20 protein-coding genes, 1 tRNA gene and 1 pseudogene are annotated in these 21567 nt (G+C 70.5%); 5 read left to right on the top strand and 17 right to left on the bottom strand.

Features of this window, described 5'->3' with window-relative positions; genetic code table 11:
* Positions 1 to 17: 17 nt before the first annotated feature.
* The 6 genes from BLW47_RS22905 to BLW47_RS22880 all read right to left on the bottom strand — a co-directional run bounded on the left by BLW47_RS22905 (position 18) and on the right by BLW47_RS22880 (position 5856).
* Positions 18 to 1169: a M48 family metallopeptidase gene (locus BLW47_RS22905; protein ID WP_091562106.1), complete on the bottom strand. Its 1152-nt coding sequence runs from the start codon at positions 1167 to 1169 to the stop codon at positions 18 to 20.
* A gap of 27 nt (positions 1170 to 1196) precedes the next feature.
* Positions 1197 to 1835 (bottom strand): uridine kinase family protein, encoded by a 639-nt coding sequence (locus tag BLW47_RS22900; protein WP_091562102.1) that lies wholly within the window; start codon positions 1833 to 1835, stop codon positions 1197 to 1199.
* A complete protein-coding gene (locus BLW47_RS22895; RefSeq protein WP_091562099.1) occupies positions 1832 to 3364 on the bottom strand; it encodes a cobyric acid synthase in 1533 nt (510 codons plus the stop codon). The genes BLW47_RS22900 and BLW47_RS22895 overlap by 4 nt, the downstream gene beginning before the upstream one ends.
* Positions 3361 to 4341, bottom strand: coding sequence for a cobalamin biosynthesis protein (locus BLW47_RS22890; protein ID WP_091562293.1), 981 nt, complete (start codon positions 4339 to 4341; stop codon positions 3361 to 3363). The genes BLW47_RS22895 and BLW47_RS22890 overlap by 4 nt, the downstream gene beginning before the upstream one ends.
* A 127-nt stretch (positions 4342 to 4468) precedes the next feature.
* Positions 4469 to 5290: a single-stranded DNA-binding protein gene (locus tag BLW47_RS22885; protein WP_091562095.1), complete on the bottom strand. Its 822-nt coding sequence runs from the start codon at positions 5288 to 5290 to the stop codon at positions 4469 to 4471.
* Between the two features lie 155 nt (positions 5291 to 5445).
* Complete coding sequence (locus BLW47_RS22880) at positions 5446 to 5856, bottom strand: PPOX class F420-dependent oxidoreductase (RefSeq protein ID WP_091562092.1); 411 nt, start codon at positions 5854 to 5856, stop codon at positions 5446 to 5448.
* Positions 5857 to 5952: 96 nt separating this feature from the next.
* Here BLW47_RS22880 and BLW47_RS22875 point away from each other — a divergent pair, with 96 nt between their 5' ends.
* Complete coding sequence (locus BLW47_RS22875; protein WP_175543770.1) at positions 5953 to 6996, top strand: alpha/beta hydrolase; 1044 nt, start codon at positions 5953 to 5955, stop codon at positions 6994 to 6996.
* An 84-nt stretch (positions 6997 to 7080) separates the two neighbouring features.
* Positions 7081 to 7153, top strand: a tRNA-Arg gene (locus BLW47_RS22870).
* Positions 7154 to 7173: 20 nt separating this feature from the next.
* Here BLW47_RS22870 and BLW47_RS22865 read toward each other — a convergent pair.
* From BLW47_RS22865 to BLW47_RS22830, 8 genes and pseudogenes are all read right to left on the bottom strand, one after another.
* Positions 7174 to 9327, bottom strand: a complete 2154-nt coding sequence (locus tag BLW47_RS22865) for an FtsX-like permease family protein (RefSeq protein WP_091562087.1) — start codon at positions 9325 to 9327, stop codon at positions 7174 to 7176.
* Positions 9324 to 10004 (bottom strand): ABC transporter ATP-binding protein, encoded by a 681-nt coding sequence (locus BLW47_RS22860; RefSeq protein WP_091562083.1) that lies wholly within the window; start codon positions 10002 to 10004, stop codon positions 9324 to 9326. Before BLW47_RS22860 ends, BLW47_RS22865 begins: the two co-directional genes overlap by 4 nt.
* Positions 10001 to 10525 carry a PadR family transcriptional regulator gene (locus tag BLW47_RS22855; protein WP_091562286.1) on the bottom strand — a complete coding sequence of 175 codons (525 nt, stop codon included), beginning with the start codon at positions 10523 to 10525 and terminating at the stop codon, positions 10001 to 10003. The genes BLW47_RS22860 and BLW47_RS22855 overlap by 4 nt, the downstream gene beginning before the upstream one ends.
* 203 nt (positions 10526 to 10728) lie before the next feature.
* A complete protein-coding gene (lepB, locus tag BLW47_RS22850) occupies positions 10729 to 11418 on the bottom strand; it encodes a signal peptidase I (RefSeq protein WP_175543769.1) in 690 nt (229 codons plus the stop codon).
* A gap of 49 nt (positions 11419 to 11467) precedes the next feature.
* Positions 11468 to 13672, bottom strand: a complete 2205-nt coding sequence (locus tag BLW47_RS22845; RefSeq protein WP_175543768.1) for an FtsX-like permease family protein — start codon at positions 13670 to 13672, stop codon at positions 11468 to 11470.
* Between the two features lie 89 nt (positions 13673 to 13761).
* On the bottom strand, positions 13762 to 14403 hold the full coding sequence (locus BLW47_RS22840) for an ABC transporter ATP-binding protein (RefSeq protein ID WP_245736972.1): 642 nt from the start codon (positions 14401 to 14403) through the stop codon (positions 13762 to 13764).
* Between the two features lie 324 nt (positions 14404 to 14727).
* Entirely contained in the window at positions 14728 to 15363 is a 636-nt protein-coding gene (locus BLW47_RS22835) for a GyrI-like domain-containing protein (RefSeq protein WP_091562282.1), read from the bottom strand.
* 5 nt (positions 15364 to 15368) lie between these two features.
* Positions 15369 to 16164, bottom strand: a pseudogene (locus tag BLW47_RS22830) (inositol monophosphatase family protein).
* A 13-nt stretch (positions 16165 to 16177) separates the two neighbouring features.
* Between BLW47_RS22830 and BLW47_RS22825 the strand changes: the two are divergent.
* Positions 16178 to 16474 (top strand): hypothetical protein, encoded by a 297-nt coding sequence (locus BLW47_RS22825; RefSeq protein ID WP_091562072.1) that lies wholly within the window; start codon positions 16178 to 16180, stop codon positions 16472 to 16474.
* A 68-nt stretch (positions 16475 to 16542) separates the two neighbouring features.
* Here BLW47_RS22825 and BLW47_RS22820 read toward each other — a convergent pair whose 3' ends face one another.
* Entirely contained in the window at positions 16543 to 17271 is a 729-nt protein-coding gene (locus tag BLW47_RS22820) for an LPXTG cell wall anchor domain-containing protein (RefSeq protein ID WP_091562069.1), read from the bottom strand.
* Between the two features lie 622 nt (positions 17272 to 17893).
* Here BLW47_RS22820 and rox point away from each other — a divergent pair.
* Entirely contained in the window at positions 17894 to 19321 is a 1428-nt protein-coding gene (gene rox / locus BLW47_RS22815; RefSeq protein WP_091562065.1) for a rifampin monooxygenase, read from the top strand.
* Between the two features lie 165 nt (positions 19322 to 19486).
* Here rox and BLW47_RS22810 read toward each other — a convergent pair whose 3' ends face one another.
* Positions 19487 to 20137, bottom strand: a complete 651-nt coding sequence (locus BLW47_RS22810) for a DUF6518 family protein (protein WP_281247300.1) — start codon at positions 20135 to 20137, stop codon at positions 19487 to 19489.
* 172 nt (positions 20138 to 20309) lie between these two features.
* The gene (gene map / locus BLW47_RS22805) at positions 20310 to 21128 is read right to left on the bottom strand and encodes a type I methionyl aminopeptidase (RefSeq protein WP_091562059.1); all 819 of its coding nucleotides are present in this window, start codon (positions 21126 to 21128) and stop codon (positions 20310 to 20312) included.
* Between the two features lie 76 nt (positions 21129 to 21204).
* Here map and BLW47_RS22800 point away from each other — a divergent pair, with 76 nt between their 5' ends.
* A complete protein-coding gene (locus BLW47_RS22800; protein WP_091562056.1) occupies positions 21205 to 21471 on the top strand; it encodes a helix-turn-helix domain-containing protein in 267 nt (88 codons plus the stop codon).
* Positions 21472 to 21567: the final 96 nt, after the last annotated feature.

The raw sequence follows: 21567 nt of genomic DNA, 5'->3' as shown, positions 1-21567 counted from the left end.
GCGATCGTAAGCCGGCCTTACCGACCGCCGTCGCCGGATCCCTCCCGGCCAGCCCCGTCGCCGCCGCCGGTCCCCGTACGCCGGGCGCGCGCGGCGGCCTCGCCGGCCGCGCGCGCGGCCGCCTCCTGCGCCGCGCCCATCCAGGCGCGCGCCCGCCCCGCGTGGCCGCCCACCCACTCCCCCAGGTCGGTGGCGCCGTCACCGAGCCGGCGCAGCAGCCCGACCAGCGGGTCCTGCGACCGGCCGAACGACTCCCGGTAGGAATCCGCCGCCGCCTTGATCTCCTCCGACGCCGACGCCGCGCCGTCGTCATCGCGCCGCGGGTAGTCCCCGCCGAGCACCCGGCCGTAGCCGCCGTCGTCGATCCACCGCCGCAGGTCGGCGGCGCGGGCGACGGGCACGGGATACCGGCTCCACGCCGTCATGCGGATCTTGTGCAGGCTGTCCCGGAGGTCGCCGCCGCCGTCGTACTCGGCGGCCTGCTCCAGGAACGCCGCCGTGTCGATCTGGCTCAGGTCGCCGCCGCCGGCCAGCTTCATCAGCAGCCGCAGCGACGCCGCCGGGTCCTGCCCGGCGAGCAGCCCGGCACGGTCGGCGGAGAGTTCGGCCTTGCGCCACCACTCCAGCATCGCCGCCATGATGGCCCGCAGCGCCATGGCCCCGACCGGCAGCCAGCTGAGGTTGGCGGCCCAGCGCGTCAGGATCGACAGGATCGTCTTGTAGACGGCATGGCCGCTGCGGACGTGCCCGAGCTCGTGGCCGAGCAGCGCGCGCAGCTCGTCGTCGTCGAGCTGCTGCACGCAGGCGGTGCTCAGCACGATGAACGGCCGCTCCAGGCCGATCGACTCGGCGTCGAGCCAGGGCGACTGGGTGACGTACAGCTCGGGCAGCTCGGGGACGTCCAGCGCGGTGGCGGCCTCGACGAAGCGTTGGTGCACGCGCGGGTACTGCCGGTGGTCGACGCGGATCGCGGCGGCGAGATAGGAGAGCCGGAAGCCGCGCTCGTTCCACATCCCGAAGAACGCCCTGACCACGTCGTCGAAACCGCGCAGCTCCCGCAACGCGGTCAACGCCCCGCGGTCGGCCGGATGCTCCCACGCGCGGGAGCTGATTCCGGTCAGCGCGACCCGGCGCCGAGTGGGCGCCGGACCGTCGTCGTCTCTGGCCATCGCGCACTCCCCGGACTCGCGCTGCGGTTACCCGCCGATCCTGCCGCAGCCTCCGCGCGACGTCCATGCCGGATCGATGCGCACGTATTCCACGGCCGGATCGTGCGGCGTCTCCGGCGCGCCGTCGACGAGCAGATCGGCGTGCTCGGCGGTGGCGTCCGCGCGGAAGTGCAGGTCCTCGCCGCGCCGCCAGTTCTCGAGGTACGGCCGGATCGTCACGCCGTCGCGGGCGAGCGCCCGGGCCAGCCGCAGTCCGGACGGCGCGGTCACCAGGACGGCGAGGGTCAGCTCCGGTCGGATCTCGGCACGCGCCACGCTCACCCCCTCCAGGAGCACCACCGGCGCGGGCGGCAGTTCCGTCCACTGCGGACCGAACTCGCGCCGGTGCCAGTCGTAGCGCCGATAGCGGGCGAGCCCCCCGGCGCGCAGCGGCCCGAGCACCCACTCCGCCAGGCGTGACCAGAACGTGAACTGGTCGTCCCAGCCGGCGAGCAGGTCATCGCTGTGCACCACCGGCGCGCCGTCCAGCGCCGCCACGAGACGGGTGGCGAAGACGGTCTTGCCGGCGCCGCTCGGCCCGTCGACCGCCACCAGGCGGGTACGCCCGAGCCGCGGTGGCCGGGCCAGCACCTGCCGAGCCAGGTCGGCGTACCGCTCGACGGTCACCCGGGGGCGCCGGGCGGAATGAACGGCAGGCCCGGCGTCGGACCGGCCTCGATGAGCCGCCAGAGGGCATCGGTGTCGAGGTGCTCCTCGACCAGATCGCCGAGCAGGTCGAGGCCACGCTCCCGGGCGGCCGCGAACGAGGTGTCCGGGGCGACCGTGAACCCGTGCCGGCCGGCCAGCCGCGCCGACTCGGCGAGGAACCGGCGCCGGAACTCGTCGCACTCGAACGCCCCGTGCCAGTGGGTGCCGAAGACGTTGCCGGCGGCCGCGCCCTCACCCCGCCCGTCGGCGTGGGTCAGCAACGGCGCCGCCTCGCCCCGCGACACGTACCCGTGGTGGATCTCGTAGCCCGCAACCGGGACCGACCCGAACGCCGTGCCGGCGGGACGCGCCAGGGTCTTCCGCGCCGCGAACGTGATCTCGATGGGGAGCAGCCCCAGTCCGGGGACGCTGCCGCGCCCGCTCTCCACCTCGTCGTGGATCACCCGGGAGAGCATCTGGAAGCCGCCGCAGACGCCGAGCAGCGGCTTGCCGGCGGCGGCGTGCGCCAGCACCGCGTCGGCGAGGCCGGTCTCGCGCAGCCAGGCGAGGTCGGCCACGGTGGACTTGCTGCCGGGCAGCACCACCAGGTCGGCGCCGGCGATCTCGGCCGGCTCGACGGTCAGCCGCACCTGCACGCCGGGCTCGGTGGCGAGCGCCTCGACGTCGGTGGCGTTGGAGATCCGGGGCAGCCGGACGGCCGCCACCCGCAGCCACTCGGTGCCGCGCGGCGACGCGGGCCGCCCGAGCACCTGCCCGTAGGCGAGCGAGTCCTCCGCGTCCAGCCACAGGTCGCGGTGCCACGGCAGCACCCCGTACGTCGGACGTCCGGTGGCGGACGCCAGCATGTCCAGGCCGGGGCGGAGCAGTCCGAGGTCGCCGCGGAACTTGTTGATGACGAAGCCGGCGATCAGCGCCTGGTCCTCGGGCGACAGCAGCGCCACCGTGCCGAAGAGCGCGGCGAACACCCCGCCGCGGTCGATGTCGCCGACCACGATCGTGGGCAGGTGGGCGGCGCGGGCCAGCCCCATGTTGACGAAGTCGCCGGGGCGCAGGTTGATCTCGGCGGGGCTGCCGGCGCCCTCGCAGACCACCACGTCGTACTCGGCGCGCAGCTCGGCGAGGGCGCCGAAGACGGTGTCGGCGAGCCGGGACCGCAGCGAGCGGTAATTGGCCGCGCTGACGGTGGTCACGGCCTCGCCGAGGACGACCACCTGGCTGGAGTGGTCGCTGCCGGGCTTGAGGAGTACGGGGTTGAAGCGCACCTCGGGGGTGAGCCCGCAGGCGGCGGCCTGCATCGCCTGGGCCCGTCCGATCTCGCCGGCCCGGCCGCCCGCGTCGAGCACCACCGCCGAGTTGTTGGACATGTTCTGCGCCTTGAACGGCGCCACCTTCACCCCGCGCCGGTGCAGCCACCGGCAGATCCCCGCGGTGAGCACGCTCTTGCCCGCATCCGAGGTCGTCCCGGCGACCAACAACCCCCCACTCACCGCGCGCCCCTTCGGAAGAGCCGCACGGGTGTCGGGCGGGGGGTGGCGGCGATGAGGGCGGAGATGGCGAGGGCGGCGAGACCGACGGTGGCGGAGAGCCTGGCGGCGCGCGTGATGTGGCGGGCGGTGGGGCGCGGGCCGTCGCCGAGGAAGGGGCGGGTCTCGGACCGTCCGAAGTAGATGTTGCGACCGCCGAGCCGGACCCGCAGCGCGCCGGCGAACGCCGACTCGCACTGCCCCGCGTTCGGGCTCGGGTGGTCGTTCCGGTCGCGCCGCCACACCCGCCAGGTCTCCGCGCGCTCGCCGTGCACGACCGGCGCGGCGGCGACGGCGAGCAGCCCGGTCAGCCGGGACGGCACCAGGTTGAGCAGGTCGTCCAGCCGGGCCGCGGGCGTGCCGAACCGGGCGTACCGCCGCGACCGGTGCCCGACCATCGCGTCGAGGGTGTTGGCGGCCCGGTAGCCGACCAGCCCGGGCAGCCCGGCGACGGCGCCCCAGAACAGCGGCGCGACGACCGCGTCGGAGGTGTTCTCGGCGACCGACTCGACCGTGGCGCGCGCCAGCTCGGGCTCGTCGAGCGTCGACGGGTCGCGGCCACAGAGGTGGTTGAGCCGGGCCCGCGCCGCCGGCACGTCGCCGCGCTTCAGCGCTTTGGCCATCACCTTCGCCTCGGTGCGCAGCGTGCGCCCACCGAGCACCGTCCAGGTCCCGGCGGCGACGAGCGCCGCGCGGGCCAGCGGACGGCGCCGGGTGGCCGCGGTCGCGGCCGCGGCGGCGAGCACCGGCGTCCCGACGGCGATCGCCGTGAACGCGGCGCCCGCGCCGTGACCAGGGTGGTACAGGCGTCGTTCCAGCGCGCCGGCGGCCCGCCCGAAGCCGGCGACCGGGTGGAACCGCCGGGGGTCACCGAGCGCCGCGTCGAGCGCGTACCCGGCGACCAGCCCGGCGGCCGTGGCCACCCCGGAGCTCAGTCGCACGCCGCGTCGCTGCCCGTCCGCCCGCACAGCTGATCACCTCCGTGCCGCAGCCTAGCCACCACCGCCCCGCCTCCGACGGTCGGCACGTGCGGGTCCCGGGTCTGCCCTGCCGGCGGGCCTAGACCGTTCAGGCCGGCACGGGCGTCCGCGCCCGTCCCCGCCGCCCGCGCCCGCCGGCAGCGCCGTCGGGCTCCTCCGCGGGCGGGTCGAGTTCGCCCGGATCCGCGGGCGTCTCGGGCCCGCCCGGCAGCGCGGGCGGGTCCCCGGCGGTCTCCGTCTCCTCGGCCGGCTGTTCCGGCAGCTTCTCGGCCGGCTGATCCGGCACCGGTTCGGCCTGCGCCAACACCTCGGCGCCACCGTCGTCGAAGCCGCCACCGCCGCGCAGCTCCGCCAGCGGGTCGTACCCGACCAACGGAGCGACGGACGGGCCGGCGGACGGCACGGCGAAGTCCGGGTCGCCGTCGTCGTCGAAGAGGTGCTCGTCGGCGCGCGCCGGCGCCTCCTCGTCCGGCACCGCCGCGGTGACCTCGCCGTGCACCCGCGTCTCGGCCTCGGCGTCCTCGACCGCACTGGTGGCCATCGCGGGGCGGTTGCGGACGAACCTGCCCCGCCCGCGCGACAGGTCATGGCCGACGGCGACGGCCTCCAGCTCGTACAGCGTGCGCTGGTTACCCTCGCCGTCGATCCAGTCCCGCGTGTAGAGGCGGCCAACCACCACGACCGGGTCGCCGACCATCACCGACGACGCCACGCCCTCGGCGAGCTTCCGCCAACAGTTCACGCGCACGCGCAGGCTGTTGCCGTCCACCCACCGCCCGTTCTCCCGGTCCAGGCGGCGCGACGTGGACGCGACCTTGAAGTTGGCGACCAGGGTGTTGGTCTGGCTGGTGCGCCGCCATTCCGGGGCGGTGAGCACGTTCCCGACAATTGTTACGTTGGTGTCGAACATCGTCTGTCTCCACAGCGTCAGGGGCATCGGTCCGAGTCGACTCGCGACCCAGCCTGGCCGGGCGACCCGCCCCGCGCGACCGCCGACCACGCACGCTGTGGACGGCGGGGCGCCCTGTGGAAAAACACCTGATCAAGCGAAAACGTGCTACGGCGTCAGCCGTGCACGTCGGGGCCGGCGCGCGTGATCGCGATGCGCATGACCACGCGACGGTCGCGCTCCATCGCCGCGCGGTAGTCGTCCCAGTCCGGGTGCTCCCCGGAGATCCGCCGGTAGTAGTCGACGAGCAGCTCCATCGCCTCCGGCAGGTGCACGATCTCCGCCTCCCCCTCGATCTGCACCCAGTCGCCGAAGAACCGGTCGGTCGTGACACAGATCGTCACGCGCGGGTCCCGCAGCACGTTGCGCGTCTTCGCGGCGGTCTCCCGCGTACTCACGATCACCCGCCCCTCGTCGTCCAGGCCGACGGTCACCGGCGACATCTGCAGGCGGCCGTCCCCGTGCCGGGTGGCCAGCACGGCGCGGTGGTGGTGGCGTACGAATTCGCGGGCGCGCTCGATATCCATGCGCCGATTCTGCGCCGCCGCCGTCCGCCGCGCGCCCCCCGGCGCAACCGCGCGGCATCTACCCACGGGTAACCAGTTCGGCGTACCGTCGAGGACGTGGAACCGGACATCCTCGGAGCGCCCTACGAGCGCGAGACGATCGACCTGGGCCGCGACGACGAGGGCCCTGTCGTCGCCACCCTGGTCCGCCGCCGGGCCGAGCGGCCCACCGGCCGGGCCGTGCTCTACGTGCACGGCTACTGCGACTATTTCTTCCAGACCCACCTGGCCGACCACTTCGTCGAACGCGGCTGGGACTTTTACGCGCTTGACCTGCGCAAATACGGCCGCAGCCTGCTCCCACACCAGACGCCGAACTTCTGCCTCGACCTCAGCGAGTACTTCCCGGAGCTCGACGCGGCCGCGCAGATCATCCGGGAGCGCGACGGCAACACGACGATGCTGGTCAACGCCCACTCGACCGGTGGCCTGATCACCGCGCTCTGGGCGCACGCCCGCCGCGACGCCGGCATCGTCGACGGGCTGTTCATGAACAGCCCGTTTTTCGACCTCAACGCGCCCTGGTTCGTACGCCGGCCGCTCGTCGCCGCCGTCACCCGGCTGCACCGCCGGAAGCCCTACCGGGTCCTGCCGCTGGGCCTCAATTCGGTGTACGGCCAGAGCATCCACGCCGAGCACCGCGGCGAGTGGACGTACGACCTGACCTGGAAGCCGCTCGGCGGGTTCGGGGTGCGGTCCGGGTGGCTCGCGGCGATCGCGCGCGCCCAGCGACAGCTCCGCTCCGGCCTCCAGATCCCCGCCCCGGTGCTGGTCGCGTGCTCGACCCGCACCTACCGGAGCGCCAAGTGGCACGACGACGCCACCGTCGCCGACGCCGTCCTCGACGTCGAGCACATCGTCCGCTGGGCGCCCCGGCTCGGGCAGCACGTCACCGTTGCCCGGTTCGACGGCGGCAAGCACGACCTGACGCTTTCCGGCCCCGCCGTACGCGAACGGGTCTTCACGGAGCTGGACCGCTGGATCGGCGGCTACCTCGACGTCACCGCATCCGCCGGGCCCGGGCCGGCCACGGAGTCCGCGCCGGTCTCCCCGCCGCCCGCCGGATCGGCGACCGCGGTGGGCGCGGCGGAGGCGAGCTGACGGCCGGACGACCGGCCGCGGCAAAGCCGTCGTCCCCCGTTGCGGTGAACCGGCGGGAGTCGGCGGTACCCTCTTGTCGCACACGCGCCCGTAGCTCAGCGGATAGAGCAGGGGACTTCTAATCCCAAGGCCGCAGGTTCGAATCCTGCCGGGCGCGCACCTGATCACCATCCGCCTCTATTCGCTGCGGGCGGTTTCCGGACCGGTAATGCGTTCCAACAGAGGCAGAGTGGAAGCGGTGATGCCCAGGCAGACGGCCAGACCGACCACCACGATGAGGTAGTACAACGGCCCGGGCGGGGTCAGCGTGTACTCCATCTGTGCCTGCAGGAAGAGCTGAGCCGCCAGCAAGCCCATTCCGATCGCCACCACCGCGATCGTCAGCATGGGGACCACGCTCTCCAGCGCCACCACCCGGCGGAGGAGGCGAACCGGTGCGCCGCTGAGGCGGAGCAGGCTGAACGGGCGTTTCCGCTCGGTCAGGCCGCCGGCCACACTCACCGCGAGACTGCATCCAGCGAGGGCGAGGCTGGCGATGATGATGAGGTTGGCCAGTTGCTCCCAGCCGCGCAGCTGATCGGTGAAGGTCGACTCCAACTCTCCGGGCGCGTTCGCGGCGACCCAGAAGTTCGGATAGGCGATCGCAAGCACCGTGCGTGTCCGCTCACGCGCCGCGGTCGAGCCGTCCGTGCCGACCACAATGGACGCGATCGGCAGCCTGGCCACCTCCGCCCTGGTCAGCGGCGCGACGGGCCAGACGCGTGTCGGGGACACCGATTCGCGCCAGGGTATGAAGTTCCTCGCCACGATCGCCGCGTCGGCCCCGGCGGCGCAACGGCCATACACCGCAGGGATGTCGCCGCACCCGATGACACCGGCCTCGCCGCCGTCGACCGGGTTCGCGTGGATAGCCGTGACGGTTCGCACGCCGGGGATCGCACGGAGCTCGCCCAGCAGGCTGTCGGGCACCGAGGGCGCATCCTCGGACAGAGCTGTGGACAGGGTGGCCGCGTCGATCGTGCCGAGCTTGGCCGGGCCACGTTGAGCGACGATCGTGGTGATGACGCCGACCGCCACGCTCGTCACGAAGAGGGCCAGCATGATGCCGCTGATCGCGCGGAAGCCGGCCTTCGGGTTGTCGGCCAGGCGGCGCGCGGCGATCAGCGTGGCCGGGTGCCGTGCGCGACGTGCCATCAGACGGGCGCCGGCCATGGTGAGCCAAGGCCCGGCCAGCACCAGGCCCGCCATGATGAGCAGGATCCCCGGCAGGAAGATCGCGGTCTGACCACCCGACGTCTCCGGGCGATGGCCGATCGCGAAGGTCAGCACGCCGACCCCGAGAACAAGCGGGATCAGACGGTACGCCCGGGGCGGGCCCGGTGTGACCCGCCGCGTGACGCCGAGCGGCGAGATGCGTACCCGGGACAGCGAGATCCAGGCCGCGAGCGCAGCTCCGGCTGGAACGCCGATCGCGACGACCAGAATGTCGGGCACGCGCAGGAACATGTCGCCGGGGAAGAACGGCATGCCGGTGAACGGGATGCTCGCGAGCTGACCGCGGAACGCGTAGAACAGCGCCAAGCCCAGTGCCGCTCCGGCGACCGCGGCCACGGCCGCCTCGGTCGCGGCGATCACCGAGATCTGCCTCGGGGTGGCGCCGACCATGCGCAGCGCGGCGAAGCGCTGCTCCCGACGTGCGGCGCCGAGCCGGGTGGCGGTGCCGATGAAGATGAGTACGGGGAACAGCAGGCCGGCGGCGATGACACCGAGGATCAGGTGCACAACAGCCTCGGGCAGTGCAGGGGCTTCGTCGCCGGTGGTCGCCAGCCGCCGCGCCTGCGGCAGTTCGGCCACCTCATCGGGGACGCCGCCGACGATGACGAGCAGCGAATCCGGTGACGGCAACGCCTCGGCGCCGATAGCGCCGAGGTTCTTTCCGGGATAACGGTCGCCGAGTTGCTCGGGCGGTGCCGCGGCCAGCACCTTGGCGAATGCGGGTGAGGTGTAGAACTGACCGGGCCCCGGCGTCGTCGGGATGCCGACCGGTGTCGGTGACCCCGGGCCGGTGGCCGCGACGTCCACCCGCGTGATCTGCCGGCCGTCGAAGAAGTCCTCGCGCGTTGACCACAGCAGGGGTTCTGCGACATCGGTCGTCGATTGTGTCGGGTAAAGCGAGGCGTACCGGGTGAGCTGCGCGTTGACCGCGTTGACGCCGGCCAGCGTGACCAGCAACAGGCCTGCGCCCACGGCGACGGCGAGCGCGATGACGATCAGCCGGGTGATCGCCTCCCGTCCGCCGGAGAAGGCGAGCCGGAACCCGAAGCGGATCACGACGCGATCCGGTCGGCCGCGATGACCTTGCCGTCGCGCACCATGACCTCGCGATCGGCGTACGCGGCCACCCGGGGCTCGTGGGTGACCAGGACGACCGAGGTGCCCTGCTCGCGGGCGCTGCTCACGAGAAGGTCCATCACCTGCTCGCCGGTCAGCGAGTCGAGCGCACCGGTCGGCTCGTCGGCGAACAGCACGCGCGGCCCGGCCACCAGCCCACGCGCCAGCGCGACCCGCTGCGCCTGCCCGCCGGACAGCTCACCGGACCGGCGCTGTTCCATGCCCTCCAGGCCGAGCCGCGGGAACCAGCCGCCCGCCCGCCGAAGCGCTTCGGCCCGCCTCACACCGCCGAGCAGCAGCGGCAACGCGACATTCTCGACCACGGTGAGCTCCGGCACCAACTGCCCGAACTGGAACACGAAACCGAACTTCTCCCGCCGCAGGGCGCTGCGCTTCTCCTCGGTCAGGGTGTCCACCCTGGTGCCGTCGAACCAGACCTCACCCGAGTCGGGGACGAGAATCCCGGCCAGACAGTGCAACAACGTCGACTTGCCCGAGCCGCTGGGCCCCATGATGGCGAGAATCTCGCCCGCCTCAACGGCGATGCTCGCCTGCCGAAGCGCGGGCGTCGTCTTGAACGAGAACACCACGTCCCGTGCCTCCAGCGCGGTCGTCACGGCCGCACCACCCTGCGCAGAGCGTCGAGCCGGGCGCTGGTCGCATCGATCCAGCGCAGATCGGCCTCCAGGTGATAGATGCCGTGGTCGGCGAGCATGACGTCGACGAGCCCGCCGGTCCGCTTGATCTCCGTCAGTTCACGCATCCGCTGCAAGTGGGCGCGACGCTGGGTGTCGAGGTAGTCCTCGGCGGGCCGCTCGAGCATCAGCGCGAGCGCGACCTTAGTGAACAGCAGGCTCTGCAGATGCGGCTCCGGCTCGACCGGCTGGGTCAGCCACTGGTCGACCTCGGTCGCACCGAGCTCGGTGATGACGTACTGCTTGCGGTCGGGCCCAACACCGCGGCCCACCTCGCTCATCACCACCTTGCCGTCGCGAGTGAGCCGGCTCAGCGTCGAATACACCTGCCCGAAGGGCAGCGGCTTGCCCCGCCCGAAGTAGGTGTCATACGCCCGCTTGAGGTCGTAGCCGTGGCTGGGTTCACGGTCAAGCAGCCCGAGGAGGGTCAAAGAAACGCTCATGCCGAGCACCATACACCCGGTGTATACACCGAGTATATGCCTCCGGCGTATACGGCAACCCGTGCCGTCGAGTTGCGCGCGCAGCGAACGATCTCCGACAGGCGGCTCCACCCGCAGATGGCCCCTTACCTGCAGAAACGCAGGGAAGGAGCCATCTGCTTTGACTGCCGAGGCCGTGCACCGGGTCGAGGAGCGGCAGCGGGTCAGCCCGTGGCCACGGGTACGGCCGACTCGCCGGGTCGCCGCGGACGCGCCTTGAGCGCCCGGACGAGTGCATAGACCAGGCCGATCAGACCCAGCAGGACCAGTACGGCCGCGTACAGGTAGGTGCCGTCGGGGTCGAGCGGGTTGACCGAGACGCCGGTGCCGGAGTCGAGCCCTGACACCGAGCCGGGCGGCGCGAGCTTGGCGACAACCCGTCCCTTGACTGCCGACAGGGGTACGGTCCCCCCGTCCAGCCCAAGGTGCGCCCGCGAGTCCCGCGCGATGTCCCGCCTGTCACCGAGCAGGAACACCCGCCCATCCGGAACCTTGACGTTGAACGCCGGCGCGCCGGGTGCGTCACCGGTGATGGTGGGCGGCTCCTTCACGGCACCGTCGACCGTCACCTTGCCCGCGTCCGTACAGCACAGGATGGTGTCCCCGGCGACAGCCCCGACGCGCAGGATGTAGTCCATGCCTGCGGGTTCGTCGGCCCAACCGTCGCTCGCCACCACAACCACGTCGCCCGTACGAAGCTGCGCGCCGTTCGTCTGTGACGCCACCAGGACCTGTTGACCGCGTCCGACGGCGGGGTCCATGACCGTGGTCTGGACCGGATAGAGGTCATAACGCAGGGCAAGCAGCACTGAGCCGGCGAGCAACAGAACCAGGCTCACCACGGCGATGGTCACGTAGCGACGCGTGGCAGATTTGTCGACCGTGTTGATTGGTGCCATCGGATCACTCTCTCTTCAGGTCCTCGGAGCGCAACCTGCGCACCGCAACGAAGCTTCCGGCACAGACAGCCACGATCACGGAGGCACCGGCGAGCGGCATCATGGCGTCGAGCGTCCCGGCATACCAGGGACGGTTGACGTCGTTCAGGCGAAGGGCGACGTTTCCGGCCAGATAACCCGCGGCCGCGGCGACCAGCAGAACGACGACGAGTGCGGCGAGAAGCTGCATGATCTGCGTGAGCCGGATCAGCCTCTTGCGCATCCCGACCACGAGCAGGACGGCGACGTCGCGCCGTCGCTCGACGGCGTTGTCGACCGTCGCGATGCCGAATGCCAGGATCGCCACCAGAAATCCGATGAGGACACCGAACCCGATGACGCCGCGTTGGTTCCGCGCCAACTCGAGAAGGTCGAGATCTTCCCCCCACACACGAACCTGGGTGGCCGGGGACAAGGCAGCGACCCGCACCTTGAACCGCGAGAGCTCCGCCGGGTCGGGATCGATCAGAAAACTCGAGTACGAGTCCGTGGTCCATGCCCACGCCGGTCCCTCGTGCGCGTAGAACAGCCCGCCGTACGCCTGCACCGGGAACGGCGAATCGTCGGGTACGACGAGGCGCTCGGCCGGAACGGTGACCGACTGCTGCGTTCCGTCGCCACGGTCGTAGTTGAATGCGGCGCCGGCCGGGACCTCGTACGCGGTGTTCGCGATCGACCGCGACGCCATGCGGTACCAGCGGCCGTCCCGGCAGTCCGGGTACGCCTGCCGGAACAGCTTACGCAGCCCGGAACAACTCATACTCACCAACCGGTAGCCCGATACCTTGGCCTGCTCTACCACGTCGGTTGTCTGAACCGCGCCGGGCTCGGGCAGCACGCTGCTCTGCACGGTCCACCGGAACCGGGCCGGTAGCTCAAAGACCTCCTGCCGTACGACCGGATTCGGCGCACTGGAGCCCTCGATGTCGACGCTGTAGTTCGTGCCACTCGGGCTGGATCTCAGCTCGAGGTCACGCAGTACGCCGGCGCTGACCCCGGCCACGAGGACCAGCAGCGCCAACCCCACGAGCAGGCGAAGCGTCACACCGGTCTGCAGCGCCAGTCGCGCACCCGCCATCCGTACCGGCAGCGGGAACGACGGACGAGCCATCATCTGGGCCACGGCGGCGAGGATCGGCTTGAGGCTGACGAGCACGCCGAGGACAGTGATGACGACGGAGCCGATCGCCACCCACGTCATCGTGCCCGGCATCGCGTAGTGGACGCCGGCGCCGGCCGGCCGCCGCACGGCGAGGAGCAGGTACGTCGTGCTGCCGAGGCCGAAGACGAGTGGCAGCAGGAGCCACGGGCGCGGGCGGACCTCGGAGGTGTCCTTGCGCGCGTCAATGGGCCGGTCCAGGCTACGCCGGAGACCCGCCGCGCCGACGAAGCCCGAGGCGATACCCACGAAGACGGTCAGGAAGCCGATGGAGACCGGAGTGAAGCCGGACTTGTCCGGATACCACGAGAAGCCGAGCAGGCCACTGGACGCCAGCGCCGGATGGGCCAGCCGAAACAGCACGATGCCGATAAAACCGCCGATCAGACCGGCGACGGACGACTCCAGGAATGCGGTGCGTAAAACCAGCCCGCGCCGCATGCCGAGCAGCCGGAGGGCGGCGTAGCGGCGAAGCCGGGTCGCCGCCGCCAGCCGGCCACAGACGACCAGGTAGATGACCACAGGCGGCAACACCAGCAACGCGAGGCTCTGGGTCAGCCCGGCCTGTTGTTTCTCCAGCGCGAGGCTGTCGCGACTGCCGAAGGAGGCACCGTTGTGCGCGTCCGCCATCCGGTCGCGCTCCACGCCGACGTAGGCGAACAGTTCGTCTGGGCTGAGCAGGCCGGCCGGCTGAACCGTGCCGACGACGCGACCGGGCACGAGGACGGCGAGGTCCGGCTCGTGCGGCAGTCGCGCCGCCAGCGCCGGAGAGACGACGACCTCGCCAGCGTTCGGAAGGCGGGTGACGCCCGGCGCAGTCACGGTGGACGACCGCACATCGGCGAGGAAGGTACGCCCTAACCGTTGACCGTCCCAGACGTCCGTGGAGGTGGAGAACGCGAAGTTGGCGTGTCCGTTCTCAACGGGAGGGCTCGGCATGCGGGCGTTCATGACCTCCGCCCGACCGTGGAGGACGCCGGGCATGACGGCCACGAGGGTGCCGGCCGTCATTCCGATCGCGATGCCGAAGACGACGAGAGCCAGGCGCAGGAAGCCCGCGACACCGCCGCCGCGGACGAGGCGAAAGGCGAGTCTCAACGTCATTCGGAACCGACCATGCGTCCGTCCCGCATCTCGACGACCTCGTCCGCTCGACGGGCGATCGCCCTGTCGTGCGTGACGAGTACGACTGACGTTCGGTTCACCTTGGCCAACTGGAGCAGCGACTCCAGCACGATCGCACCGTTGACCGAGTCCAACGCGCCGGTCGGCTCATCAGCGAAGAGCATCCGCGGCCGGTGCGCGATGGCGCGGGCCACGGCAGCTCGCTGCGCCTGCCCACCGGACACCTGCACGGGTCGCCGATCGGCCTGCTGGTGGATGTCCAGTTGCTCCAACAGTTCGTCGACACGCTGCTTGCGAGCGGAACGGCGCCAGCGGTTGAGTTCCAGCGGAAGCGCGATGTTCTGCCGCAGCGTCAGTTCGGGTACCAGCTCGGCGAACTGGAAGACGAAGCCGAAATCCTTACGTCGGAGGTCGGACCGATCGTCCTCCGACAGACCGTTGAGGAGGACCCCGTCGAAACGGATCTCGCCGGTGTCCGGGGTCAGCAAGCCGGCCAGGCAGTACAGCAGCGAGGACTTCCCGGAGCCACTGGCCCCGATGAGGGCGACAACCGATCCTTCGGCGACGGTGACACTGGCTCCCGCCAGTGCGACCGTCTTGCCGTAAGCCAGCCCCACGTCGCGGGCACTAAGCACAACATACCACTTTCGATCGACGATGACCGATAAGACTACCGGCAGTACCACTGAGAGACGCCGCAGGTGTCCGACCCCACGTCATCCACGCCACGCTGGCAGCCACGGTGCCCTCACTGCCCGAACAGTGCGCGGGACATGGCCTCTGCAGACCCGCGCTACCGCCACTGAGCGGGACCGCCGGCGGCGTCGGGATCTGCGGATGATCGCGCACCCGATATCGCCGAGCTCTGCGCCGACGTGGTCTGTCCCGAAGACGTGGCGGGGGTCGGAACGAGATTCCCGGTCGGCCATGCATGGGTGCTCCTACGCACCGGGTGCGGCCTCGGTGGTGACCGGCTGTCGGAGGATGGTGCGCTGCTTCTCGGGTGCGACCCTGCGGAAGTCGCTGAGATAGATCTCGTGGTGAGTGCCGACCATGCGAAACCCTTGGTCGGGGATGACCTCGTGATGCAGTTGCGACAGCACGTCTGCTTCGTCGTCGAAGGGACCGACGTGCAGCGTCTGCACGCACCGCCCCTCGGACAGCTTCTCCAGACGGATGTCATCCAGACGCGCCGGCTGGTTCTTCGCCCGGGCTTGCTCGACAGCGGTGATGAACATGGCCTGGTTGATCCAGTCCGGGACCATGAGCATCAGCGTCCAGTTCCACCGCGATTTGTCCCGTGCCGCTGTGAAGGAGGCCATGTCCTCGGCCCACCACAGGCCTTCCAGAGGCGGGACGACATAGTCGCGCCCGAGGTCTCGCTTGCTCGCGAACTTCAGTTTGTACGCCACCGGATAGAGCGCTTCGACCGCCTCGGTGAAGGCGGGCGAGGTGTTGGGGTCGCCGTGGCCGTCGATCATGAGATATTGCATGTCGGGCACGTCCACAACCCGGAACCGGCCCCGTTGTGCCTGGTAGGCGTCGACGGTTGTCTTGAAGTCAGTTTTGTTCGTCATCGGGCTCATGCACGCTGGTTTCCTACCAGGGTCAACAGGGCTGCGTGTGTTTGCTCGTCGGCCGCCACGACGAGACCGCCCGCGCCGGTGTGAAGAGGTTGGCCGTCGATCCCGGTCACCACACAGCCGGCTGCCTGGCAGAGGGCGATGCCGGCCGCGAAGTGCACACTGTCGCTCAGGTGGCCATCGGTTACGTAAGCGGCTCGTCGGCCGGCAGCGACCCAAGCCCACCGCCAGGGTGGTGGAGACGACGCGTGGGCGGAACTGCTGGATGAACCCTTGATCGGCAAGTAACCGCGCGGCCCGGAAGACGCGCTCATTGGGGAACGGTGGATCGAGATTGACGTCCACCAGCCTCGACGCGGCCGACGGGGCAAGTCGCTCGTCCGCGCCGCCGTGACGCACGTGTGCCCCAGCACCGTCGGTCCAGAACACCTCATCGGTGAACGGGTCCGCCGAGGCCGCCACGCCGACCTGCGTTCCAATTCGCAGAGCTACGTTGACCGAGACCAGCATGTTGTGTACGGCGTAGTTCAGCGTCCCGCACAACGGGTCGACTAGCCACATGCGCCCGTTCCCGCCGGTCCCCGTACGTCCGCTTTCCTCTCCCACCACGAGGTCGTCCGGCCGGACAGCGTGCAAGACGTCGAGGATGGCCCGCTCTGCTTCAATGTCGGCCGTCGTGGCGAAGTCTCCGGCAGACTTCTCGAAGCGTGTCAGCGATGACCCGTAGTGCGAGCGCACGATCGCTGCGCCGGCTTCCGCGGCTTGGATGGCCAGATCTCGGTCGGCAATCGACATGCACGCACGATAGATGCCGTCCTGGCTACATTGCGGGCCTCGATCGCGTATCCGGATCTGCCGCTGTCCGGGCGTTCGCAGTCGGTCGGCCGCGCTCGACCGGGCGCAGGACGCCGACGGCGACACCTCCGAGGCCGAGGCGCAGGTGGACCGGGCCGAACTCGACGTCGACGAGGCCGAGGACGCCGTCGCCGGTACCACCTTGAAGGCGCCGATGGCCGGCACGGTGGTCGCCGTCAACGGCACCGTCGGCGGATCCGCCTCTGCAACTTGCTTCCGGAACTGGCAGCGCGCCTCTGGGCGGCGCTGAACCTCGCCAAGCACAGCGCTGAAACGCGTCCAGCCCGACGAAGCATCGAGCCGGGCGCGTCGAGCGAGCTATGCCACGAAGGGGGAACGGCGTCGGCGTCCGATCAGGTAGCCAGCGCCGCCGAGGAGCAGAAGCGCACCGCCGATGCCGGCCACGGTCGCGGTGTCGGCACCGGTCACGGGCAGCCCACCGCCCTCGCCGCCGGGGGACCCAAGGCTGGAGGAGGGAGCAGGGGTCGGTGCAACGGTCGTCGTGGCGCTGGGCGTGGCACTGGGCGTCGCACTGGGCGTGGCGCTCGGTGTCGGTGTGGGCTGAGACGCGCAGTCAAGCGCACGTGCGGCGTACAGTCCGTTGTTCAGGTAATCCAGGTAGACATCAATGCCTGGGTCGTCGAGCACCTTTTGCGCGGCCGCCTTCACGTTGGCACCAGCGCCCGTCAACGTCCGGACCACCGTGACCCGCAGAGCCAGTGACCAGGCGTTCTGCACGCCCGCCTTGAGGAATGCGCGCAGATCATCCGCGGTGCCGTCCAGCCGCTCCTGTATTGCGTCGGGCAAAACGGGCAACGAGTCGGCTTTTGCTGCGGCCAAAATCTGGTTGGCCAACACCCGCACCTCTACATCGGTGGCGGTATCCAGGTCGATGGTGACAAGCTCGCGGATATCCTTGTACACCTTGCGCTCGACCGTTTGGCAGGCCTCGTTCAGCCCGGGCGATTCGGTTTGAGCCACCGCCGGTGCCGCCGGAATCAGAAAGGCCAGCGCCATTAGCACGCCGGCCGGCGTCTTCCATCGCATGTGGATCTTCCTCCCCGCTGCAGGCCAAAACATGAAGATGTTACCGACAGTGGGCGGGAAAGCAAGAAGGAGTTTGTGTGGTCGAGAGCGCCCAGGGCATCCGACCAGAGCAGGCCTTGACGCCCGAGGATGGCTGACCGCCTGGCCTGCGCAATGAGCGCCTGTGCGACGAGCGGTCGGCGCTCAAGTGCCTCCATAAGGGATGAAAAACGCACCACCTAGACCATTTTGGTACTCGTAGCAGGCTGGGCCGACGGGACCGGGACAGTACGGCGCGACCCGGCCGTCTTCGGCTCGGCGAGTGGGAGCCGCCCGTCCGCGCGCTGCACCGCTTTGCCGAACGGTCAGCTGCCGGCGTCGAAGTCGATGTCGGGCCAGTCCGGCCCGAGCAGATCACCGCGGCGAAGTCCGACCGTGAGCGGCCCGGCATTTCAAAAGTAAAGGCAAGGAGGGTTATTCACTCCTTGCCACTCTCAACATATAGCGCACTGGGGGCCTTGCGGCAAGACCCGGGTCGCGCCGCAGAATCTCCGCGAAGCCAGAAGCTGCGGATGCCAGGGATTTCGCGAGTACGTGTTCTTCGCAGCCGACCGAAAATGCACCGTTGTTGAATGGGGATTCCATGATTGACGTCATCGTTGCCGGCGGCGGGCCGACCGGCTTGATGCTGGCCAGCGAGTTGCGGCTGCACGGCGTGCCCGTGGTCGTGCTGGAGAAGGAGGCGGAACCGGCCGCGTATGTCCGCGCGCTCGGCCTGCACGTGCGCAGCATCGAGGTGATGGACCAGCGCGGTCTGCTGGACCGGTTCCTCGCGCTCGGCCGGCAGTACCCGGTCGGCGGTTTCTTCGCCGGCATCGAAAAGCCTTCGCCCGACCGGCTGGACACCGCACATGGCTACGTCCTCGGCATCCCGCAGACCACCATCGATCGTCTGCTGGCCGAGCACGCGACCGAGGTCGGTGCCGAGATCCGGCGCGGCTGCGAGCTGGCGGGGCTGAGCCAGGACGACCTGGGGGTGACCGCGGAGCTGGCCGACGGCACGCAGTTGCGCTCGCGCTACCTGGTCGGCTGCGACGGTGGTCGCAGCACGGTGCGCAACCTGCTCGGCGTCGGCTTTCCCGGTGAGCCGTCCAGCGTCGACACGCTGCTGGGTGAGATGGAGGTGGCCGTGCCGCCGGAGACGGTGGCCACCGTGGTGGCCGAAGTCCGCAAGACCCAGAAGCGGTTCGGGCTCGGGCCACTCGGGGACGGGGTGTACCGCGTCGTCGTGCCCGCCGAGGGGGTGGCCGGGGACCGTTCGGTCCCGCCGACCCTCGAGGAGTTCAAGCAGCAGCTGCGGGTGTTCGCCGGCACCGACTTCGGCGTGCACTCGCCGCGCTGGCTGTCCCGCTTCGGCAACGCCACCCGGCTCGCCGAGCACTACCGGGTCGGCCGCGTGCTGCTGGCCGGCGACGCGGCGCACATCCACCCGCCGACCGGCGGGCAGGGCCTCAACCTCGGCATCCAGGACGCGTTCAACCTCGGTTGGAAACTGGCCGCCGAGGTCAACGGCTGGGCGCCGGAGGGGCTGCTGGACAGCTACCACATCGAACGGCGCCCGGTCGCCGCCGACGTGCTGGACAACACCCGTGCGCAGATGGAGCTGATGTCCACCGAGCCGGGGGCCCAGGCAGTGCGTCGGCTGGTCGCGGAACTGATGGACTTCGAGGACGTGAGGCGGTACCTGGTCGAGAAGATCACCGCGATCGGGGTCCGCTACGACTTCGGTGAGGGCCACGAACTGCTCGGCCGGCGGATGCGGGACGTGAGGCTGAAGCGGGGGCGCCTCTACGAACTGATGCACCACGGGCGCGGACTGCTGCTCGACCAGACCGGCCGGCTCTCGGTGGCGGGCTGGGCAGATCGGGTCGACCACGTCGTCGACGTCAGCGACGAACTGGACGTGCCCGCCGTGCTGCTGCGGCCGGACGGCCACGTCGCGTGGGTCGGTGACGATCAGCAGGATCTGCTCAGCCAGCTGCCACGGTGGTTCGGCGCCGCCGTCAACTGAGCGCGCCGATGGCGGCGTTGCGCAGGGCGGCCATGAACTGTCGGAGGGCCGACGCGGGACGGCTCGACCCACCCGACGCAGCGGACGAGCCGCGACTCTGCCTGGGCCCTGGATTCTGATCCAACGTACGGCGAGCCCCACGGGCGGTCGCGTCTGTACGGTGGCTCAACTGCCGAAGCCTGCGATGGTGAATCCGGCGAAGCCCACGGCCGCGAGCACCGTCGCCGCGGCGAGCGTCTGAAGACGTACCCGGTGGGTCTGCGCGATGAACAGGATCAGGACGACGCCCAGGGTCGCTTCGATCGCGGCGGTCTGCAGGCTGTCGGTCCGGTAGTGCGGTCCGCCGCCAGGGTTGTCGCTGCGGTTGACGAGCGTGGCCGCCTCGGCCAGCAGTACCGCGCCGGGCATGGCCACGGCGATCACCCGTAGCCACGGTTGCCGGTCGTGACTGAGTCCGCCGGCCGCTCCGAAGAGTGCGCCGGCGAGGACGCCGAAGAACGACCAGATCATCGCCGTCGAGGACCACAGGGTCTGCATGTTGTCGTTCATCACGACGACCGCTGCAAGATAGTAGGCCTGCACGGCGACGACGAGCAGCACGATCCCGGCGAGGGCCGACCGCCGCCAGCCGGCACGAAGCCACCACCCGATGCCGAACGCGCCGAGTGCCCAGACGGCGCTGGAGTTGGCGAGGTTCGCCCACGGGTACGGCAGACTGCGCTGTAGCAGCAGGTCCACCACTCCAAGGACAATCCCGCAGGCCGGTACGGTCAGGGTTGAATACCGTCGCCGGACGTCGCGGCCGATTGTCGTCATGCGGCAATACTGCCAAACCGCACTGCCCGGAACATCCGCCGAAAGACGGGCTTCATATCTTGGCGGCGCCGGCCGTCCATTCAGGGCCCCGGCAAAATCGCGGACTCCCTGCCCATCCGATGAGTCGCGGACGCCGCGGGCCGGTGCTGACCTGCCGGGACCGGGCAGTGGGTCAGGAGGCGGTGGCGGACTTTTTGGTGGGATGGGCCGAGGTGGCGTCGCGAGTGGGGCGGCGGGTCAGGACCTGGGGGCCGGAGGCCGTGATGGCGACTGTGTGTTCGGAGTGGGCGGTGCGGGAGCCGTCGGCGGAGCGAATCGTCCAGCCGTCTTTGTCGAACGTGATTTTGTCGGTGGAGCGGCAGAACCAGGGCTCGATGGCGATGGTGAGGCCGGGGTCGAGTTTCATGCCGCGGCCGGCGCGGCCGTTGTTGGAGACGTGCGGGGCCTCGTGCATGGTGCGGCCGATGCCGTGGCCGCCGAACTCGGCGTTGACGCCGTAGCCGTAGGAGTGGGCGACCTCGCCGATCGCGGCGGAGATGTCGCCGAGGCGGCCGCCGGGCTGGGCGGCGGTGATGCCGGCCTCCAGTGCGACCTCGGTGGCCTCGATCAGCTTCAGGTCGGCCGGGTCGGGGGTGCCGACGATGACGGAGAGCGCGGAGTCGGCGACCCAGCCGTCGATGCCGACCGCCATGTCGATGCTGAGCAGGTCACCGTCCCGCAGAACATAGTCGTGCGGCAGGCCGTGCAGCACCGCGTCGTTGACCGACAGGCACAGCACGTTGCGGAACGGGCCGCGGCCGAACGAAGGGGCGTAGTCCCAGTAGCAGGATTCGGCGCCGCGTTCGGCGATGCGGCGGCGGGCGTGGTGTTCGAGGTCCATCAGGTTGACGCCGACCGCGGCGACACCGCTCAGCTCGGCGAGCAGCTCGCCGACGAACTGCCCGGTCACCGCCATCCGGCCGATCTCCTCGGCGGACTTCAGCTCGATCACGACAGCCTCCCTCTCCGGATGCGGTATTTCTATACCACGCCAGGTTGGGGATGCTCCGGAGGGATATCCTGCGGCAATGGTTCGCCAACCACTCACCGCCGAACAGATCGCAGCGGGCCAGCGCCTCGGAGCCGCCCTCCGGGCCGCGCGGGCCGGCCGCAGCCTCGTCGAGGTGGCTCTGGCAGCCGGCATCTCCCCCGAGACGCTGCGCAAGATCGAGGCGGGCCGCCTTCCCGCACCGGCCTTCGGCACCGTGGTCTGCCTCAGCCAGGCCCTCGACGTTCCCCTCAGCGACCTGGCCGACGTCTGGCTGTCCGATATGCCCATCCGCCAGGCGTCCTAGCTGTACTGCCCAGGGAGGTTGGTTGAGGTTGTGTGACGACACGACGTAGATAGACGTGATGACGAAGGCCTCCGGTTGTGGAGTGGAGCTGTCTAG

This window comes from Micromonospora pattaloongensis (assembly GCF_900107255.1).
GTDB classification, from domain to species: domain Bacteria; phylum Actinomycetota; class Actinomycetes; order Mycobacteriales; family Micromonosporaceae; genus Micromonospora_I; species Micromonospora_I pattaloongensis.
This window is presented reverse-complemented; position numbering and strand designations above follow the sequence as displayed.

Bases quoted from the DNA above. Each gene is read 5' to 3' on its own strand.
- BLW47_RS22905 (WP_091562106.1), bottom strand. From the start codon at position 1,169: ATGGCCAGAGACGACGACGGTCCGGCGCCCACTCGGCGCCGGGTCGCG.
- BLW47_RS22885 (WP_091562095.1), bottom strand. From the start codon at position 5,290: ATGTTCGACACCAACGTAACAATTGTCGGGAACGTGCTCACCGCCCCG.
- BLW47_RS22880 (WP_091562092.1), bottom strand. From the start codon at position 5,856: ATGGATATCGAGCGCGCCCGCGAATTCGTACGCCACCACCACCGCGCC.
- BLW47_RS22855 (WP_091562286.1), bottom strand. From the start codon at position 10,525: ATGAGCGTTTCTTTGACCCTCCTCGGGCTGCTTGACCGTGAACCCAGC.
- BLW47_RS22845 (WP_175543768.1), bottom strand. From the start codon at position 13,672: ATGACGGCCGGCACCCTCGTGGCCGTCATGCCCGGCGTCCTCCACGGT.
- BLW47_RS22835 (WP_091562282.1), bottom strand. From the start codon at position 15,363: ATGACGAACAAAACTGACTTCAAGACAACCGTCGACGCCTACCAGGCA.
- BLW47_RS22825 (WP_091562072.1), top strand. From the start codon at position 16,178: ATGCCGTCCTGGCTACATTGCGGGCCTCGATCGCGTATCCGGATCTGC.
- BLW47_RS22820 (WP_091562069.1), bottom strand. From the start codon at position 17,271: ATGCGATGGAAGACGCCGGCCGGCGTGCTAATGGCGCTGGCCTTTCTG.
- rox (WP_091562065.1), top strand. From the start codon at position 17,894: ATGATTGACGTCATCGTTGCCGGCGGCGGGCCGACCGGCTTGATGCTG.
- BLW47_RS22810 (WP_281247300.1), bottom strand. From the start codon at position 20,137: ATGACGACAATCGGCCGCGACGTCCGGCGACGGTATTCAACCCTGACC.
- BLW47_RS22800 (WP_091562056.1), top strand. From the start codon at position 21,205: ATGGTTCGCCAACCACTCACCGCCGAACAGATCGCAGCGGGCCAGCGC.